Below are 17762 nucleotides of genomic sequence, written 5' to 3'. Positions count from 1 at the left end.
ATTCAGCCTCAACAAAATCAGATTTTATATTTTGGTCAAATAGATGACTGTCTAAGTTAAATTTTTCACTTTACCCTGGCTTGAGTTTTTGTTTATATCTCATACAAAGAAAATTAATTATTAAATAAATTCAAGGAATTCTAATGTCTACCAAGCAGGATCCACACGCTGGTATTTTTGAAAATCGCCCCGAACATTTTCAGCAGTTTAATGGAATTAAAGTGCCCTCTTCCGAACTGTTAGAATTGGATTATGCAGATAAAGATATTGCGATTATTGGCACGGATCAGTTTACCGTGAGCCAGCTGGATAAAATCAGTCAATATGCCCGTTCGGTGAAAGTTTTCCAGATTAATCCCGCTTTTGTATTGCCTGGTTCCGACCGAATTCTGCAACGGATTATTAATCATCCACTAATTGGTAAAAATCGTCGCTTATTTAACAACCGCATTAAAAGTCTACTCTCTCTGCGGTTTTTAGAAAATCAGGTGCAGAATTTGTGGCTAAGACGCCAGTTAATGCCAAATCTTGCATCTTCCCGTAAAATTTATCTGAAATCAGATCATTATTATGCTGCCCTACAACGTGAAAATTGCCACCTGATTACCTGGCCGATTCTGAAAATTTCGGAAAATACAATTCATTGTATTAATGGTGAACAGCATCCGGTCGATATCATTATTCATACTTATTTAGCAGAAAAATAACTCACGCTGGCGAGTAAAAATGAAAAATTGGTAAGCTGATAATGAGATTTTTATTTACGTATCAAGAACCGACATGATGATTTATTCAACAAAATGAGCAAAGAAGACTCTTTTATATTTCAGAATATGATAGTTGGTATTTTCTTAGAATTATAAAATTCATACATTATTTCGATTAATCAATGCTTACTTGTAATTTTTAGCTATAAATCAAAGCCAAACCGCAGTTTGGCTCTGGCTGATTTCTTAACCGATTCGACGTTTTAAACCGGTCATTTGCAACACACGTGTTGAGATTTCTTCAATCGACATTTCAGACACATTCAGGTACTTGATGCCTTCCGAAATATAAATGCCTTCAATCGCACGTAACTCCATCTGACACTGACTAAAGCTGGCATAACGGCTATTGGCTTTACGCTCAGAACGAATGGCCACAAGGCGTTCCGCATCAATCATCAGGCCAAACAGCTTGTTTTTATGCGGTCGCAGCACGGCTGGCAGGCGGTTATCGTCCAAATCTTCTTCAGTCAGTGGATAGTTTGCTACGCGAATACCGAACTGCAAAGACAGATAAATAGAGGTCGGGGTTTTACCTGAACGCGATACACCAATCAGGATCAGGTCAGCTTTATCATAATGACGGGTACGTGCGCCGTCGTCGTTATCTAAAGCAAAATGAACAGCATCAATACGGGCCTTATAAGACTCAGAGTCGGTCACCGCATGGGTCTGCCCGACTAAAGTTGTAGGAATCGTGCCTAATTCATCAGCCAACTTACTAATAAGCCCTTCAAATACATCAAGATTTACTGCATTTGCGGTGTTAATAATGTCGCGCACATAGGGATCAACCAGGGTGTCAAATACCAGCGGTTTTTCACCGTCGATTTGAGCTCTTGCATTGATCTCTGCCACCACGTTTGTGGCCGCCTCTTCGGAACTAATGTAAGGAATAATATGAATGTCAAATTTCACATGCGGAAACTGCGCTAACAGCGAGTGTCCAAGGGTTTCAGCGGTGATGGCGGTACCATCTGAAATAAAGAAAACACTACGCTGAATTTGTTTACCTTCCGACATTAAAATTCTCCTCCAACATTTGTCTTAGTGCTATATAATCTTTATAGTAAACCGATCTTACATGACTGTCGCTTAGTAAAATCAAAAACCTAGATGATTTGCTATACTCTCATGCCGAGATAGTGATTAATACTGCAAAAGTGGAGTAACAACTTTGGAAGCGCGCGTAATTGGTCTGGAAAAATTAGGGAAGCACGACGTTGAGCTAGTCGGTGGGAAAAACTCATCACTAGGCGAAATGATCAGCCACTTATCAAATGCTGGTGTATCTGTGCCAGGTGGTTTCGCAACGACTGCCGATGCCTACCGTGAATTTCTCGAGCAAAGTGGCCTAAACGCTAAAATCAATGCAGAGCTTGCTGCACTCAATGTTGATGATGTAAATGCACTTGCTGAAACTGGCGCAAAAATTCGTCAATGGATTGTGGATACTCCACTTACGCCTGCATTAGAACAAGAAGTTCGTACAGCATTTGCAGAACTTTCTAACGGCAACCCTGACATCGCGGTTGCCGTTCGTTCTTCTGCAACTGCAGAAGATTTGCCGGATGCTTCTTTTGCCGGCCAGCAAGAAACTTTCTTGAACATTCGTGGTATCGATAACGTTCTGATCGCAATCAAAGAAGTGTTTGCATCTTTGTACAACGACCGCGCAATCTCATACCGTGTACACCAAAACTTTGCCCATGATGTAGTTGCCCTGTCTGCTGGTGTACAACGCATGGTTCGTTCAGAAACTGGCGCTGCAGGTGTGATGTTTACGCTAGATACTGAATCAGGCTTCCGTGATGCAGTATTCATTACTGCATCTTATGGTTTGGGTGAAATGGTTGTTCAAGGTGCCGTCAACCCTGATGAATTCTATATTTCTAAACCGCTTTTAAATGCAGGCCGACACGCGATCCTTCGTCGCAACCTGGGTTCTAAGCACCAGAAAATGATTTATGGTGAAGAAGCATCTGCAGGTAAATCTGTCGTTGTCGTGGATGTTGAAAAAGCTGAACGCCAACAGTTCGCTTTAAACGACCAGGAATTACAAGAACTTGCTAAACAAGCGCTGATCATTGAAAACCACTACGGTGCACCAATGGACATCGAGTGGGCAAAAGATGGCGATGATGGCAAGATTTACATCGTTCAGGCGCGTCCTGAAACTGTAAAAAGCCGTGAAAATGTCGGCACCATGGAACGCTACCTGTTGAAACAACGCGGTACTGTGATCTGTGAAGGCCGTTCAATCGGTCAACGCATTGGTTCTGGTAAAGTCCGCATTGTGACGTCTATTAAAGAAATGGACAAAGTACAAGACGGTGATGTTCTTGTATCTGATATGACTGACCCGGATTGGGAACCAGTCATGAAACGTGCAGCTGCGATTGTAACAAACCGTGGTGGTCGTACTTGTCACGCAGCAATTATTGCACGTGAGCTTGGTGTTCCTGCAATCGTGGGTTGTGGTAATGCAACTGAAGTTCTTGTAGACGGTCAGGAAGTGACTGTGTCTTGTGCTGAAGGTGATACTGGCTTTATCTATGAAGGCGCACTAGATTTTGAAATTCAAAAGAATTCAATTGAGTCTATGCCTGCTCTTCCATTTAAAGTCATGATGAACGTGGGTAACCCGGACCGTGCATTTGACTTTGCTCAAATTCCAAACGCAGGTATTGGTCTGGCGCGTCTTGAATTCATTATTAACCGTATGATTGGTGTTCACCCGAAAGCATTGATCAATATTGACAGCCTTCCACGTGAAACACGTGCAGCAGTCATGGCGCGTACTGCAGGTTATGCATCTCCAATCGAATTCTATGTAGAGAAACTGGTCGAAGGTATCTCGACACTTGCTGCTGCATTTGCAGACAAGCCAGTCATTGTTCGTATGTCAGACTTTAAGTCTAACGAATATGCAAACTTGATCGGTGGTAAGTTATACGAGCCAGAAGAAGAAAACCCGATGCTAGGTTTCCGTGGTGCAAGTCGCTACGTTTCTGATAACTTCCGTGATTGCTTCGAACTTGAATGTCGTGCATTGAAAAAAGCACGTGATGAAATGGGTTTAACCAATATTCAGATCATGATTCCATTTGTTCGTACTGTTGCTGAAGCGAAACGTGTCATTGAACTTCTTGCATTAAACGGTCTTAAGCGCGGTGAAAACGGCCTTAAAGTGATCATGATGTGTGAACTTCCAACCAATGCTTTATTGGCAGATCAATTCCTTGAACATTTCGATGGTTTCTCTATTGGTTCAAACGACTTGACACAATTAACGCTTGGTCTTGACCGTGACTCGGGTATTGTCTCTCACCTATTTGATGAGCGCGACCCTGCAGTTAAGGCGTTGCTTTCTCTTGCAATTCAAGCATGTCGTAAAGCTGGCAAATATGTCGGTATTTGTGGTCAAGGTCCTTCCGATCACCCAGATCTTGCACAATGGTTAATGGAACAAGGTATCGACTCTGTGTCTTTAAACCCAGACTCGGTACTTGAAACTTGGTTCTTCCTGGCTGAAGAAAAAGTGCAAAAAGCATAAGCAATTGTGAATAAAAAAGACCCTTTGATAGGGTCTTTTTTATGAGATAGATATTATGATTTATTGTTTGAAAATTGATAACTAAAGACCCAATCACAAGCTAAACAATTGAATTTATAAATATAATTAAATCAACGCTTATCAACACATAAAGACTGTAATGACAAACAAATACCAACAGTAAAGTCATATCAAAATGGCAATAATAAATAACCATCGAATGTTCAGGAAGATATTTTTAAGAATGCAGATCCTTGCAATTTTGTATGGGCTCATTTTTAATGACAAATATGATTGAAAATCCTCAATTAATCTATATCTTACGATGAGAGGATGTTTGTTTTCAAAACAGAATTCAATACAATCTTGATCAAAGCTATTATCAGTTCACATTTATATATTGAGATTCAGTCTATATGCAGATTTACTTGGCCCGAAACAATCAACAAGCTGGTCCATATACGCTCGAGCAATTGAATCAGATGCTGGCGAATCAACAAGTCATGCTGACTGACCTGGCATGGCATCAAGGCATGACAGAGTGGAAAGCCTTAGGTGAACTTACCCAAGGAAAATCGGTATATCAACCTGAAGGTTATGTCGCTCCGACAGTCACACCCGAAACGCCAGTATTCCAGAACAATCAGTCAACGACTTCGGCCTATTCACAGCCTCATACTCAAACAGCAACTCAAAAAAATGAACTCGCCAGTATTCCAAGCCGTATCCTGGCCAAAATTGTAGACGTGTTACTGTGGTTACCAGCAACCTTCATTTTGACTGCATTTTTCACCCCTGAACAGGAAACCCGGTTTGCTCAATTGAATGAAGAATTCATGAATGTCGTGCTGAGTAGCGATGCAGATCCCGCATTGGCTCAGCAATTACAGACGCAAATGTTTGAGATGTTTTCTCAGCAGGCCTGGCTTGCCACAGCGGTCTATTTGATTATCATGTTGGCCATTCAAGCCTTTCTGATTGCAAAATCAGGCCAAAGTATTGGTAAAAAGCTTACAAAAATCAAAATTGTAGATGCAGAATCAGGTGAAAAGACCAGCCTGTTGCGCGCCTTCACTATTCGTAGCGTATTTTTCATATTTTTAAATATTGTATTTATGCCACTGAGTTTAATTATTGACTGGGCCTTCGGATTGGGCAAAAAACGTCAAACCTTGCACGATAAACTCGCAAAAACGCAAGTTGTGAAACAATAGTGCAAGAATACACAAAATGGGATGAATATCATCCCATTTTGATTACAGAACTTTGAAATTGAAATAAAATTCCCATAAATCCTCCCCAATCCAGACCAGCAAAATCGGTTTTTATTACAGGCATTTAAAGCGCCCTAGATATAGCTTAGTTCGTGAATCTCAGGCATAATGCCCTACAACGTAGCGGTGTATTGTGATTAATAGGATGTTTTGTAAAATTCAGCCTTTTTTGTCATATGCACTTTAATCGCTATCCCATATTAAATTAGGGAATGGGACTCTTCACCGAGGTTGTAAAATGAGACAAACGATTTTAGCTGTATTGTCTTTATCTGCGATGACTGCACTCTTGACCGGGTGTGGTGGTGATATGGTACTTCTGAACTCTAAAGGTCCAGTTGCAGCAGGTCAAAGTAACCTGATGATGACTGCGATTTACTTAATGCTTTTGGTGGTTATTCCATCAATCATCATGGCATTATGGTTCGGTTGGAAATATCGTGCATCGAATAAAGACGCAGACTATAAACCTACATGGGCACACTCTACTGCGATTGAAATTGTGGTATGGGGTATCCCTGTCATTATTATTGGTATTTTAGCTTGGTTAACTTGGTGGGGTTCCCACAAGTATGACCCATACCGTCCAATTGAAGCAGATAAAGCACCTTTAACTGTTCAGGTTATTGCTGAGCAATTTAAATGGATCTTCATCTATCCTGAGCAAGGCATTGCAACTGTTAACGAATTACGTTTCCCAGAGCAAACTCCGGTAAGCCTTCGTTTAACCTCTAACTTCACGATGAACTCGTTCTTCATCCCGGCGTTAAGTGGTCAGATTTATGCAATGGCAGGTATGCAAACTCACCTTAACTTCTTAGCTGATGAAACTAGTCCAGCTGAAGGTTATCGTGGTTTCTCTTCAAACTATTCAGGCTATGGCTTCTCACAAATGCGCTTCCGTGCACATTCTGTGACTGATGCTCAATTCGCTGAATGGATTTCTGCTGTTCAGGCAGGAAACGGTACTTCAGTTAACCCTAATGCAGTACAAAAAACTGTTCTAGACCAAGCTGAATTTGCAACTTTACGTGACGGCAACCGTGGTAAACACCAGATCGAAGCGATTATTGCAAAAGCTGAAACTCCTGAAGAGAAGGCTGCTGCTGAAGCAATGAAGCCTTACCCTACTAAGCCACATCCTGTGACTTACTACTCTTCTGTAGAGCAAGGTTTGTTTGAATCTGTGATTCACAAGTATATGAGTAACTATCACGGTGCTGACCATTCAGCTCCTGTAGAAGCTGCAGCGACTGATGCTGTTGCTCACGAAGCGGCTGCTTCTGAAGCTCATGTAGCTGGTGAACATGCGACTGCTTCTCAAGGAGAATAAGACATGAGCTTCTTAGGTAAGTTAGGTCCAGATGCAATTCCTTACGATCCAATCGTATTGGCAACTGTTGCAATGATGATCCTGGGTGGTATCGCAGTTTTTGCTGGTATTACCTACTTCAAAAAATGGGGCTACCTGTGGAACGAATGGTTCACATCTGTAGACCATAAAAAAATTGGTATCATGTATATCTTCGTATCTGTGATCATGCTTTTGCGTGGTTTCGCCGATGCGATCATGATGCGTCTTCAGCAGTTCCTTGCAAAAGGTGGCGGCGAAGGTTATTTACACCCTGAGCATTACGATCAGATCTTTACCGCGCATGGCGTGATCATGATCTTCTTCGTGGCAATGGGTCTTGTTGTTGGTTTGATGAACATCTCTGTACCGCTTCAAATCGGTGCACGTGACGTTGCATTTCCATTATTAAACTCACTCAGCTTCTGGTTATTCGCCGGTGCTGCGGGTCTGATGATGGTTTCACTTGCGTTAGGTGAATTCGCTGCAACAGGTTGGATGGCATACCCTCCACTGTCTGGTATCGAATATTCTCCAGGCGTAGGTATGGACTACTACATCTGGGCACTGCAAATTTCAGGTCTAGGTACGCTATTAACGGGTGTTAACTTCTTCGTTACCATCATCAAAATGCGTGCGCCTGGCATGAAACTTATGGAAATGCCAATCTTTACCTGGACATCTTTATGTACAGCAGTATTGATTATTGCGGCTTTCCCGGTGTTGACTGCAACAATCGCAATGTTAACGCTTGACCGTTACTTCGGTTTCCACTTCTTCACCAATGATTTGGGCGGTAGTCCAATGTTGTACGTGAACTTGATTTGGACTTGGGGTCACCCAGAAGTATACATTCTGATCTTACCAGCATTTGGTATTTACTCAGAAGTTGTTGCGACTTTCTCGCGCAAAGCATTGTTCGGTTACAAATCAATGGTGTATGCAACAGTAGCAATCACAGTATTGTCATTCGTTGTATGGGTTCACCACTTCTTTACTATGGGTGCTGGTGCCAACGTTAACGCGTTCTTCGGTATCATGACCATGATTATTGCGATTCCTACAGGTGTGAAGATCTTCTCTTGGTTGTTCACCATGTACAAGGGTCGTATTGTTTTCACCACTCCAATGCTATGGACACTAGGCTTCCTGGTAACTTTCGGTATCGGTGGTTTAACAGGTGTATTGATGGCGGTTCCACCAGCGGACTTCCTGGTACACAACTCTTTATTCCTAATTGCTCACTTCCATAACGTAATTATTGGTGGTGTGGTATTCGGTATGTTCGCAGGTATCATCTTCTACTGGCCGAAAATGTTCGGTTGGAGACTGAATGAGACTTGGGGTAAAGCAGCGTTCTGGTTCTGGTTCTTCGGTTTCTATTTTGCATTCATGCCACTTTATATCCTTGGTTTCATGGGTATGACACGTCGTTTGAATACATTTGACAACCCAGAATGGGACCCGTATGTAGATATCGCGATGTTTGGTGCGGTTCTGGTTGCACTAGGTATTCTATGTTTCATCATGCAAATCGTGGTTGGTTTCCTACAACGTGACCAGCGTCTAGATTTGACTGGCGATCCATGGGATGGTCGTACCCTTGAATGGGCGACATCTTCTCCTGCTCCGTTCTATAACTTTGCTCATCTTCCAAAGATCAATGGTATTGATACTTTCTGGATCGAGAAAGAAAATGGTGTTGCGTATGCAAAACCAACGAAGTACGAAGATATCCACATGCCGACTAACCGTGCTGCCGGTTTCGTTATCGCGATGTTCATCACTGTTATGGGCTTCGGTTTAATCTGGCACATCTGGTGGTTAGTAGTTGTTACGTTCATTGCTGCAATCATCAGCTTCATCGTGTCTTCTTTCACCAAGAAAGTGGATTACTATGTTCCAGCTGCTGAAGTTGAGCGTATTGAAAACGAACGCTATGCGATTCTTGAAAAACACTTGAAGAAGGACTAAGACAATGGCTGAAGTACTTCATCACGATAACCACGGACACGATGAGCATCATCATCACGATGATACTGACATCACCGTCTTTGGTTTCTGGACTTACTTGATGAGTGACCTTGTCCTGTTCGGTACACTCTTCATTGCGTTCGCTGTTTTGAGTAGCCACATTCCTGTGGGTACTCCAAGTGCGAGAGACCTGTTTGGCGACTCTTTAGGTTTCGTTCTTACTGAAACCTTCGCCCTCTTGATCTCTTCTGTAACCTTTGGTTTTGCAGTTCTTGCTGCATACAAAAAAGACGTTGCAAAAGTACTGACTTGGTTAGCGATTACTTGGGTATTCGGTGCTATCTTCATCGGCATGGAACTATATGAGTTCAATCACTTAGTTCATGCTGGTCACGGTCCAAGCACAAGTGCGTTCTTATCTGCGTTCTTTACTTTGGTAGGTACGCACGGTATTCACGTAACTTCTGGTCTGGTCTGGATGATCGTGCTTATGGTTCAAATCAAGAAATATGGTTTGACTCTTGCAAACACGCGTCGTCTAGCTTGCCTAAGCTTGTTCTGGCACTTCCTTGACATCGTTTGGATCTGTGTATTCAGCGTAGTTTACTTGATGGGAGTTCTGTAATGAGTCACGATCATAACGCTGCTGGCGAATCACACGGTAACGTTAAGCAATATACCGTTGGCTTCATCCTTTCTGTCATCCTTACCGTAATTCCATTCGGTATGGTGATGGCAGGCGGTTTTGGCCGTGGTATCTTGATTACTGTCATCGCGATTACTGCGGTTGCTCAGATTCTTGTGCAGTTAATTTACTTCCTGCATATGAACTCTTCTTCAGAGCAACGCTGGAACGTGATTGCATTCGTGTATACCATCTTAACTATCGCTATTCTTTTAGTGGGTTCTGTATGGATCATGAATTACCTACACTACAACATGATGATCTAAACTGGTCGTCATGCTGAAAAAGTATTTATTCCTGACTAAGCCAGGAATTCTCTTCGGTAACTTTGTTACCACTTTGGGTGGCTACTTCGTAGCCACCCAAGGTTCTGTAGATTTCCTTCTCCTGCTTATTACCCTTCTCGGTACTACGCTTGTCGTAGCATCAGGATGTGTGGTCAACAACGTGATTGACCAGGACATCGACCAAAAAATGCAGCGCACTCAAAACCGTGCACTGGTCACCAAAACCATTTCCGAACCTGTTGCTCTAGCCTTTGCTCTGGTATTAGGCATCGTTGGTTTTAGTCTTTTATGGTTCTGGGTAAATGCGTACGCTTTCTTATTCGCGGTGATTGGTTTTGTCGTATATGTTGGTTTTTACAGCCTATGGACAAAACGAACCACAATTCATCAAACTGTTGTAGGCAGTATTTCTGGTGCAGCTCCGCCTATCATTGGTTATACCGCAGTAGCCAATCAATTTGACCTCGGTGCGTTACTGATCTTTTTAGGTTATGCGCTATGGCAAATGCCTCACTCATGGGCGATTGCGATTTACCGCTTTGATGATTACAAAAATGCAGGCATTCCGATCTTGCCTGTGGCGCGTTCGATTCATCGTACCAAGATTGAATCACTGGTTTATGTGGTGTTATTCACACTAACCATGAATGCGTTATTTGTCTTTGGTTATGCCAACTGGTTCTATGCAGTGATTTTAAACTTACTGTGCATTTACTGGTTGTATATCGGTGTCATTGGCTTTAAAGCTGAAAATGATCAACTTTGGGCAAAGAAATATTTCTTGTTCTCGGTGATCCTGATTACTGTCATCAGTATTATCTTTAGTTTTACCTCAACTGCACCATCTACACAGATTGTGTTTTTTTAAAAAGATAGAGTTAGTCTCTATCTTTTTTTATTTTGATTTTTCCTAGCCCCCATTCCAAGTATCTGTAGAGCAGAATCAAAATCTCTGCTTTAGAACCTCTCTCTCTTTTCTTATCTCTGATAAATTTACCGTTTTTTGGTTTTAGCCTGACATTGATAATGTGTATGCAGATTTTAAGTTAGAGAAAGCCACTTGATATTCTCAATAGTACATTTGCTGAATTTAAGCAGTCGAACCCTGCTGTTTTAAAGTTAATGTGGTTTTCTATTAAAAGATCTGACTATAGATATAATTTCGCAAAAATGTCTTATTTGGTTGAAATTATCCCTAAAGATCACTACAATTCCCCCTTCGCAAACACTGCGACACAACTTTGGTTGTGACTCCTTGCTTCAATTTACTTAAATTGGGGCTGTCCAAACCGTAAGGAGCTGACAATGCGTCATTACGAAATCGTACTTTTAGTACACCCTGATCAAAGCGATCAAGTAGTTGGTATGGTAGAACGCTACCTAACTCACATCAAAGAAGCTGAAGGTCAAATCCACCGTCTTGAAGACTGGGGCCGTCGTCAATTGGCTTACCCAATCAACAAGATCCACAAAGCTCACTACATTCTTATGAATGTTGAGTGTGGTCAAACTACTCTTGATGAGCTTGAAGAATTGTTCCGTTATAACGACGCAATCATTCGTAGCCTTATCATCCGTCGTGAAAACGCTATCACTGAAGAGTCACTATTGGCGAAGAGTGCTGAAGAAAAACGTGCGCGTAAAGCTCAACGTGAAGAAGCACAACACGCTCAAGACTCTGCTGAAGCTTAAGGAGAACATAACATGGCACGTTTTTACCGTCGTCGCAAGTTCTGCCGCTTTACAGCTGAGAACGTTACGTACATCGACTACAAAGATATCGACACTTTAAAACAGTACATCACTGAAAACGGCAAGATTGTTCCTAGCCGTATTACAGGTACTAAAGCTCGTTACCAACGTCAATTAGCGTTAGCTATCAAACAAGCTCGCTACTTGTCTTTGATCCCTTACACTGACAATCATAAGTGAGGTTGAGCTGTGGATATTATCTTATTACAACGCATTAAAAACCTAGGTAAACTAGGCGATAAAGTTTCAGTTAAAGCTGGTTACGGCCGTAACTTCCTTATCCCTCAAGGTAAGGCTGTTGCTGCAACTGAAGCAAACACTGCTGCTTTTGAAGCTCGTCGTGCTGAACTTGAGAAAGAAGAAGCTGCTATCTTGGCTGCTGCTCAAGCACGTGCTGACCAATTGAACGAAGTGAACATCGTCATCACTGCGAAAGCTGGTGATGAAGGTAAACTATTCGGTTCTATCGGTACTCGTGACATCGCTGACGCGTTGACAAATGCTGGTCTAGAAGTAGACCGTGCTGAAGTACGTCTTCCAAATGGCGCGCTTCGTCACACTGGCGAATTTAACATCGCAATCCAATTGCACCATGATGTTACTGCAGAAGTTCTAGTTACTATCGTAGCTGAGTAATTTCTCGCCTCAAAAAGAGCATGCGAAAGCATGCTCTTTTTTTATCTCTAAAAAATATAATCTAGCCAACACTGTCAAATTCATTTTATTATTCGTGTTTACAAAAAATTGCACTTCGCATTTTTGATCAGAGCGCGTATCATTTCATCTCGTAGTGAATAAACGCTATTCATCTCCGACGATATTTAACCATTGTATTTAAAATCAGGGATTTATATGTCACAGGCGAATGCCAGCAAAAAGGTAGCTCCTGCTAAACCGGAAATTGTTACTGAAAATAGCAATCTCAAGGAGTTCCGTACTCCACCCCACAATTTAGCAATTGAACAGGCTGTACTTGCTGCCCTAATGACTGTGGCTGAATCTTTTGAGCAGGTCGGTGATGTACTGACCGAAAATGATTTTTATGCCACCCGACATAAATATATCTTCCGTGCCATTGAGCAGCTCTCTAAAGAAAACTCACCTTATGATGCGGTTCTGGTGCATGACTGGCTCATCAAACAGAATTTACTCGATGCCATTGGTGGTGAAGAATATCTGATGCAGCTGATGGCAGATTCGCCATCAAGTTTCTATAATCTGGAAACCTATGCAGGCAAAATTAAAGAATTCTCTACCCTGCGTAGCATGATTAAAGTCAGCTCCGAAATTTTACAAAATGCCTATGACACCAAAGGCCGCACAGTGAGTGAAATTCTGGATCTGGCTGAGACGAATATTTTCTCAATTGCTGAACAGCATAATAACAATGCCAAAGCGCAAGGCCCTAAGCCGATCAACTCGGTGGTCGCAGACGTATTTGATAAATTAAATGAACTGTCGCAAATGGAAGGCAGCATTACCGGTTTAACTACTGGTTTTGTGGAACTGGATAACAAAACTTCCGGCATGCAATCCGGTGACCTGATTATTGTCGCAGCGCGTCCTTCCATGGGTAAAACCACCTTTGCCATGAATCTGGTCGAAAGTGTTTTATTCAATAATAACCTGCCTGCTCTGGTCTATTCGATGGAGATGCCAGCCGACTCCATCGCCATGCGTTTGATTTCATCATTTGGTCGCGTGCATCAGGGACATTTACGTTCTGGTAAAATGGACAGTGATGAATGGTCAAAAGTCACCAGTACCATTGTGCATTTACAAGAAAAAAATCTGTATATCGATGATTCTTCTGCGCTACCACCAACAGAATTACGTGCCCGTGCGCGTCGTATTGCCAAAATGCATGGCGGAAAGCTGGGCTGTATCATGGTCGATTACTTGCAGCTGATGAAAGTACCCGGTATGGGCGATAACCGTGTCGGCGAGATCTCGGAAATCTCCCGAAGCTTAAAAGCTTTAGCGAAGGAAATGCAATGTCCGGTAATTGCCCTGTCACAGCTCAACCGATCGCTGGAAAACCGTCCAAACAAACGTCCGGTGATGTCCGACTTGCGTGAATCCGGTGCGATCGAGCAGGATGCCGACTTGATCATGTTTATTTACCGTGATGAGGTTTATAACAAGGAATCCAAGGAAGCTGGCACCGCCGAAATTATTATCGGTAAACAACGTAATGGCCCGATTGGTACCGTGCGTCTGGCATTCGAAGGTCAATATACCCGCTTTAGTAATCTCTCACCTGAGTTCTATGCTCAGTATGATGACGAAGAGTAATCAAGCTCTCGTCATCACATTTCCATCGTCCCTCTAGGAGTAATTTAGGGTGCGTCAAGCTACAGTTTATATTGACAGCGCTGCGCTGCAATATAATTTAAACCGTGTCAAACAACTTGCCCCAACCGCGAAAATCGTCAGCATGGTGAAAGCCAATGCTTATGGACACGGAGTTAAAGACTGCTTAGCAGCCTTAAACGAAACCGATGCCTTTGGTGTTGCCTGCCTGCAAGAAGCCCTGGAAATTCGTGAATTAGGTTATTTACAGCCGATCACGCTCATCGAAGGTGTTTTTTCACCAGATGAGATGCCAATCGTAATTGAACAAAATATTGAAGTCATTGTGCATCAACAGGCACAAGTCGACTGGTTAATTGCACATAAAGATGCCTATATCGCCAAAGAACTTAAAGTCTGGGTCAAACTGAACAGCGGCATGAACCGATTAGGTTTTAAGATTGATGTGATCAAAGATGTAATTCATACGCTAAAAGCCGCAGGCTTTACTTGCGTGCTTGCCATGCATTTTGCCAATGCCGATGCTGAGCATCCACTGAATGATGAACAAATCCGTCAATTCTTAGAAATTAAAAATGACTGTGCCCCAATTTTAGCCTCTTGCTGTAACTCGGCTGCAATCTATAAATATCCAGAATTGCATTTTGACTATGTCCGTCCCGGGATCATGCTCTACGGTGCGACTCCATTTGCAGACCGTGATGTACATGACCTGGATTTGAAACCGGTCATGACCTTTACTGCCGAGATTATTGCCTTGAATGAGATTCAAGCGGGTGAGCATGTCGGTTATGGTTCGACGTTCACCGCAGATCAAGACATGACTTTGGCCATTGTTTCAATTGGCTATGGTGATGGCTACCCTCGCGCTTTCCCTAAACAGAACTATGTCGCGATTAATGGCCAGCAAACTCGCGTGATTGGCCGCGTAGCGATGGATATGATCGCTATTGATGTCACAGGATTAGATGTGCAATTGGGCACAGAAGTTGAACTTTGGGGTAAAACCCGTCTGATTGACGATGTGGCAGAAGCGAATGGCACGATTGGTTATGAACTATTATGCCGACTGAGCAATCGTCCACTACGCAAAATGGTCTGATCTAGTCTTCACACTAAAAAAAGCCCAACTTATGTTGGGCTTTTTCTTTAGGCTGACTTTTGTTCTTCGCCCTGTTCTATGCATAATTACATTAATAAGGCATCGACATGAGTTTGCTGAAAGGCAAAAGGATTAAAGTCATCAAATCCCATTTCCCGACAGAATTGCTGGATCTGACTACGTTTGGAAATATATTTCATGGACCAGTCCGGGAAACTTGGATATTCAATTTCCTTGGTCTCAAATAATTTAATATCCTGATGGCGAGGATCTTTATTCAGTCGCTCCACCAGCAGACTTTTTAAAGTGGGACATTCACCTTCGAGACATTGAAAAAAATGACCATCTGCGAAATACAGTACACCTGTCACTTGATGCTGGTAATTAAAATCACGAGCTTCTTTCAGGATATTCGCCAAATCTTCAAGTAAGTCAGGTTTGGGAGAAGTACTTTTACTGGCATAACAAAATTGGTACATGTGCTAACTCCTCTTTTTTTATTATACCTGATGCATAGAAGTTAACACTGTACGCGAAAAACCTGAACCCGGATAGGTTTATTATAAGAAATACTCATTAGAGGGAACCGGAAGTTCCGCCAATCCTTTTTTCAAGGTCTCTGACCATTGCCGGCTGATTGACGTGAAATACTCATCATCTTCGGCAATACGCTTGCCTCTTGGCATGATCAGACTGTCTTTTTTATAGACCAGCACATCGAGGGGCATACCAACCGATACATTGGAACGTAGGGTCGATGCAAATGAAATCAGGGAACAGCGCAAAGCTTCATCCAGCGGCATATCATAAGTCAGCGCACGATCCAGGATCGGCTTGCCATATTTACTTTCGCCAATCTGGAAATACGGCGTATCGCGTGTGGCACAGATAAAGTTCCCTTGTGGATAGACATGATAAAGCTGCATATCCTGATCTTTAAGTTGCCCACCGACCAGCAGATTGCAATAGTAATTGCTTTGTTCCGAAATATCGCTCGTAACATTCGCAATCACTTTTTTCAGCATACTTCCCACCAGCTCAGCAACATCAAACATGGTGTGCAGACTCAGGATATTGGGTTCCTGCTTTAATTCGAGCTGATTTTTGATATGCCCAATTACCGCTTGTGTTGTTGCCAGATTTCCGGATGCCTGTATGACGATCATACGTTCCCCAGGAATACCAAAGGTATACAACTTTCGAAATACAGAAATGTGATCTACTCCGGCATTGGTTCGGGTATCACTGATAAAAAGCATACCTTGCTCTAAACGTAGTGCACAACAATACGTCATTCATTCGTCCTTATTAACATCCTAGTACTTGAACGATGGAATGCATGGATTCCACACCGCCCTTTTCTCTGACACCTCGTACCGGTGCCACATCCCAGTAATCCCGTCCAATCGCCACATAAACATGCGAACTTGGAGTAAATAACAGATTACTGACATCAAAACAATACCATGTCTGGTCTACAAACACCTCTGCCCAAGCGTGACTGGCCAGATGCGAAGCATTTTGTGCATATAAATAACCAGAAACATATCGGGCAGGTAAACCTAAATATTTGCACATGGCAATGAAAATATGACTATGGTCCTGACAGACGCCCTGTCTGGACTCAAAGGCATCTATTGCAGAGCCTTGCACTGAAGTACTGTTTGAAATATAAGGCACATGCTCCAGCAAGGCCTGTGCCAGTCCAATCAAATGCTGACGGGTTAATGCAGGAACATGACGTTGTGCAAAGTCTTTCATTGCTGCATTACATTGGGTTGATTCGGTCGGCTGTAGAAAAAGATTGGGATTGATTGAATCATTCAGTCCACTCTGATGCGCAGGATTCAGTTCAACAATCCCTTGCGCCATGATAGTCAGGGAATAATAAGGCTCCCGCTGGCTACAGGTCATCCACAGATTATGAAATGCATCTTTCCGGATTTCTTTATTACCCGGCACACTAATATCCCAGGAATGCACCCGCTGATGCGCATTGCTCGAAGGCATCATTTTAATGTACTGAATACTGTTCCTCACCTCGGCCGTGTACATATAATGCGTTTGGTGATTCACCATCAATTTCATACATCTGCCTCAAACAGTTGATGAATATGGTCGCTAAACTGGTAAAACTGAATCCGGTTCGGTTCTGTACGCAACTGCTCCCAGTACTGTTCCAGATCATTCCAGCCCATCTCTACCAAAATTCTGACCACATAATCAATCTTGCAGAGTGTAGTACTGGTTTCTTCACCCAGACGTAACTGATGATCGAGCTGTTCGACACATTGCCCTAGACTAAAAAACAGAAAAATATCGGAAGATTCGGCTTCCAGAATATCTTTACATTCCGTCACCACTTCACAGATATAACCAGCATTTTTGTCTGCGGTTTTGATCAATTTCATCAGTTCCGCATAGCCTGAAGCAGACAGCACCCCGCGTAATTCCTGAATATTGTCTTTAGCTACTTTAAACTGCTGGCTAAAAGACGCCACTTGCGTAGGATCAAGTACCAGCTCATTTAGGGAACTGGCATCAAAGGCAGGCAAACAGAAAGCATGGGCATACGCTACTGCCGCTTCGTCTTCTAAAAATGGAAAGCGCGCACATAAAAAATGAGTGCGAGATAAATAACGCCCTAACCAAAAAATATGTTGTGCATTGCTATTCAGCAAAACCATGACATTTTCCTTCT

At 42.6% G+C, this 17762-nt stretch carries 18 protein-coding genes; 13 read left to right on the top strand and 5 right to left on the bottom strand.

Translation table 11 applies throughout. From position 1 onward, the window contains the following. Positions 1–143 precede the first annotated feature (143 nt). A complete protein-coding gene (locus tag Q9R21_RS10175) occupies positions 144–707 on the top strand; it encodes a flavoprotein (RefSeq protein ID WP_311204399.1) in 564 nt (187 codons plus the stop codon). Positions 708–953: 246 nt separating this feature from the next. Here the strand turns inward: Q9R21_RS10175 and Q9R21_RS10170 are convergent, their stop codons facing one another. Next, positions 954–1790 carry a pyruvate, water dikinase regulatory protein gene (locus tag Q9R21_RS10170; RefSeq protein ID WP_004278781.1) on the bottom strand — a complete coding sequence of 279 codons (837 nt, stop codon included), beginning with the start codon at positions 1788–1790 and terminating at the stop codon, positions 954–956. Positions 1791–1944: 154 nt separating this feature from the next. Between Q9R21_RS10170 and ppsA the strand changes: the two genes are divergently transcribed. From ppsA to alr, 12 genes are all read left to right on the top strand, one after another. Then, positions 1945–4323: a phosphoenolpyruvate synthase gene (gene ppsA / locus Q9R21_RS10165; protein WP_004278782.1), complete on the top strand. Its 2379-nt coding sequence runs from the start codon at positions 1945–1947 to the stop codon at positions 4321–4323. A gap of 416 nt (positions 4324–4739) precedes the next feature. Beyond that, on the top strand, positions 4740–5537 hold the full coding sequence (locus Q9R21_RS10160) for an RDD family protein (RefSeq protein WP_311204398.1): 798 nt from the start codon (positions 4740–4742) through the stop codon (positions 5535–5537). Between the two features lie 298 nt (positions 5538–5835). Further along, positions 5836–6930 carry a ubiquinol oxidase subunit II gene (gene cyoA, locus Q9R21_RS10155; protein ID WP_004278784.1) on the top strand — a complete coding sequence of 365 codons (1095 nt, stop codon included), beginning with the start codon at positions 5836–5838 and terminating at the stop codon, positions 6928–6930. Positions 6931–6933: 3 nt separating this feature from the next. Then, a complete protein-coding gene (gene cyoB, locus Q9R21_RS10150; protein ID WP_311204397.1) occupies positions 6934–8922 on the top strand; it encodes a cytochrome o ubiquinol oxidase subunit I in 1989 nt (662 codons plus the stop codon). A 4-nt stretch (positions 8923–8926) separates the two neighbouring features. Further along, the gene (gene cyoC, locus Q9R21_RS10145; protein WP_004278786.1) at positions 8927–9547 is read left to right on the top strand and encodes a cytochrome o ubiquinol oxidase subunit III; all 621 of its coding nucleotides are present in this window, start codon (positions 8927–8929) and stop codon (positions 9545–9547) included. After that, the gene (locus Q9R21_RS10140) at positions 9547–9873 is read left to right on the top strand and encodes a cytochrome o ubiquinol oxidase subunit IV (RefSeq protein WP_004645410.1); all 327 of its coding nucleotides are present in this window, start codon (positions 9547–9549) and stop codon (positions 9871–9873) included. Before cyoC ends, Q9R21_RS10140 begins: the two co-directional genes overlap by 1 nt. A gap of 10 nt (positions 9874–9883) precedes the next feature. Further along, positions 9884–10762, top strand: coding sequence for a heme o synthase (gene cyoE, locus Q9R21_RS10135; RefSeq protein WP_311204396.1), 879 nt, complete (start codon positions 9884–9886; stop codon positions 10760–10762). A 437-nt stretch (positions 10763–11199) separates the two neighbouring features. Further along, the gene (rpsF, locus tag Q9R21_RS10130; RefSeq protein ID WP_004278789.1) at positions 11200–11586 is read left to right on the top strand and encodes a 30S ribosomal protein S6; all 387 of its coding nucleotides are present in this window, start codon (positions 11200–11202) and stop codon (positions 11584–11586) included. Positions 11587–11598: 12 nt separating this feature from the next. Then, positions 11599–11826 carry a 30S ribosomal protein S18 gene (gene rpsR / locus Q9R21_RS10125; RefSeq protein ID WP_004278792.1) on the top strand — a complete coding sequence of 76 codons (228 nt, stop codon included), beginning with the start codon at positions 11599–11601 and terminating at the stop codon, positions 11824–11826. 9 nt (positions 11827–11835) lie between these two features. Further along, positions 11836–12282, top strand: coding sequence for a 50S ribosomal protein L9 (gene rplI, locus Q9R21_RS10120; protein WP_004278793.1), 447 nt, complete (start codon positions 11836–11838; stop codon positions 12280–12282). Positions 12283–12498: 216 nt separating this feature from the next. Continuing rightward, a complete protein-coding gene (gene dnaB / locus Q9R21_RS10115; protein ID WP_044108866.1) occupies positions 12499–13941 on the top strand; it encodes a replicative DNA helicase in 1443 nt (480 codons plus the stop codon). A 49-nt stretch (positions 13942–13990) separates the two neighbouring features. Next, positions 13991–15061 carry an alanine racemase gene (alr, locus tag Q9R21_RS10110; RefSeq protein ID WP_311204395.1) on the top strand — a complete coding sequence of 357 codons (1071 nt, stop codon included), beginning with the start codon at positions 13991–13993 and terminating at the stop codon, positions 15059–15061. Positions 15062–15147: 86 nt separating this feature from the next. Here alr and Q9R21_RS10105 read toward each other — a convergent pair whose 3' ends face one another. From Q9R21_RS10105 to Q9R21_RS10090, 4 genes are all read right to left on the bottom strand, one after another. Beyond that, positions 15148–15540: a BLUF domain-containing protein gene (locus Q9R21_RS10105; protein WP_311204394.1), complete on the bottom strand. Its 393-nt coding sequence runs from the start codon at positions 15538–15540 to the stop codon at positions 15148–15150. Between the two features lie 81 nt (positions 15541–15621). Beyond that, positions 15622–16356 (bottom strand): proteasome-type protease, encoded by a 735-nt coding sequence (locus Q9R21_RS10100; protein WP_004278798.1) that lies wholly within the window; start codon positions 16354–16356, stop codon positions 15622–15624. A 13-nt stretch (positions 16357–16369) separates the two neighbouring features. Beyond that, positions 16370–17149 carry a transglutaminase family protein gene (locus Q9R21_RS10095; protein WP_004278799.1) on the bottom strand — a complete coding sequence of 260 codons (780 nt, stop codon included), beginning with the start codon at positions 17147–17149 and terminating at the stop codon, positions 16370–16372. Beyond that, a complete protein-coding gene (locus Q9R21_RS10090) occupies positions 17146–17748 on the bottom strand; it encodes an alpha-E domain-containing protein (RefSeq protein WP_311204393.1) in 603 nt (200 codons plus the stop codon). The genes Q9R21_RS10095 and Q9R21_RS10090 overlap by 4 nt, the downstream gene beginning before the upstream one ends. Positions 17749–17762 lie beyond the last annotated feature (14 nt).

The sequence above is a fragment of the Acinetobacter sp. RG5 genome (assembly GCF_031844265.1).
Classification (GTDB): Bacteria; Pseudomonadota; Gammaproteobacteria; order Pseudomonadales; family Moraxellaceae; genus Acinetobacter.
The sequence above is the reverse complement of the archived record's forward strand: the minus strand, read 5'-3'. Positions and strand labels throughout refer to the sequence as shown.

Excerpts from the sequence above, each read along its gene's own strand:
- Q9R21_RS10100 (WP_004278798.1), bottom strand. The coding sequence starts at position 16,356 with ATGACGTATTGTTGTGCACTACGTTTAGAGCAAGGTATGCTTTTTATC.
- Q9R21_RS10090 (WP_311204393.1), bottom strand. The coding sequence starts at position 17,748 with ATGGTTTTGCTGAATAGCAATGCACAACATATTTTTTGGTTAGGGCGT.
- cyoE (WP_311204396.1), top strand. The coding sequence starts at position 9,884 with ATGCTGAAAAAGTATTTATTCCTGACTAAGCCAGGAATTCTCTTCGGT.
- cyoB (WP_311204397.1), top strand. The coding sequence starts at position 6,934 with ATGAGCTTCTTAGGTAAGTTAGGTCCAGATGCAATTCCTTACGATCCA.
- rpsR (WP_004278792.1), top strand. The coding sequence starts at position 11,599 with ATGGCACGTTTTTACCGTCGTCGCAAGTTCTGCCGCTTTACAGCTGAG.
- Q9R21_RS10140 (WP_004645410.1), top strand. The coding sequence starts at position 9,547 with ATGAGTCACGATCATAACGCTGCTGGCGAATCACACGGTAACGTTAAG.
- cyoA (WP_004278784.1), top strand. The coding sequence starts at position 5,836 with ATGAGACAAACGATTTTAGCTGTATTGTCTTTATCTGCGATGACTGCA.
- Q9R21_RS10170 (WP_004278781.1), bottom strand. The coding sequence starts at position 1,790 with ATGTCGGAAGGTAAACAAATTCAGCGTAGTGTTTTCTTTATTTCAGAT.
- Q9R21_RS10175 (WP_311204399.1), top strand. The coding sequence starts at position 144 with ATGTCTACCAAGCAGGATCCACACGCTGGTATTTTTGAAAATCGCCCC.
- Q9R21_RS10095 (WP_004278799.1), bottom strand. The coding sequence starts at position 17,149 with ATGAAATTGATGGTGAATCACCAAACGCATTATATGTACACGGCCGAG.
- rpsF (WP_004278789.1), top strand. The coding sequence starts at position 11,200 with ATGCGTCATTACGAAATCGTACTTTTAGTACACCCTGATCAAAGCGAT.
- cyoC (WP_004278786.1), top strand. The coding sequence starts at position 8,927 with ATGGCTGAAGTACTTCATCACGATAACCACGGACACGATGAGCATCAT.
- Q9R21_RS10105 (WP_311204394.1), bottom strand. The coding sequence starts at position 15,540 with ATGTACCAATTTTGTTATGCCAGTAAAAGTACTTCTCCCAAACCTGAC.
- Q9R21_RS10160 (WP_311204398.1), top strand. The coding sequence starts at position 4,740 with ATGCAGATTTACTTGGCCCGAAACAATCAACAAGCTGGTCCATATACG.
- dnaB (WP_044108866.1), top strand. The coding sequence starts at position 12,499 with ATGTCACAGGCGAATGCCAGCAAAAAGGTAGCTCCTGCTAAACCGGAA.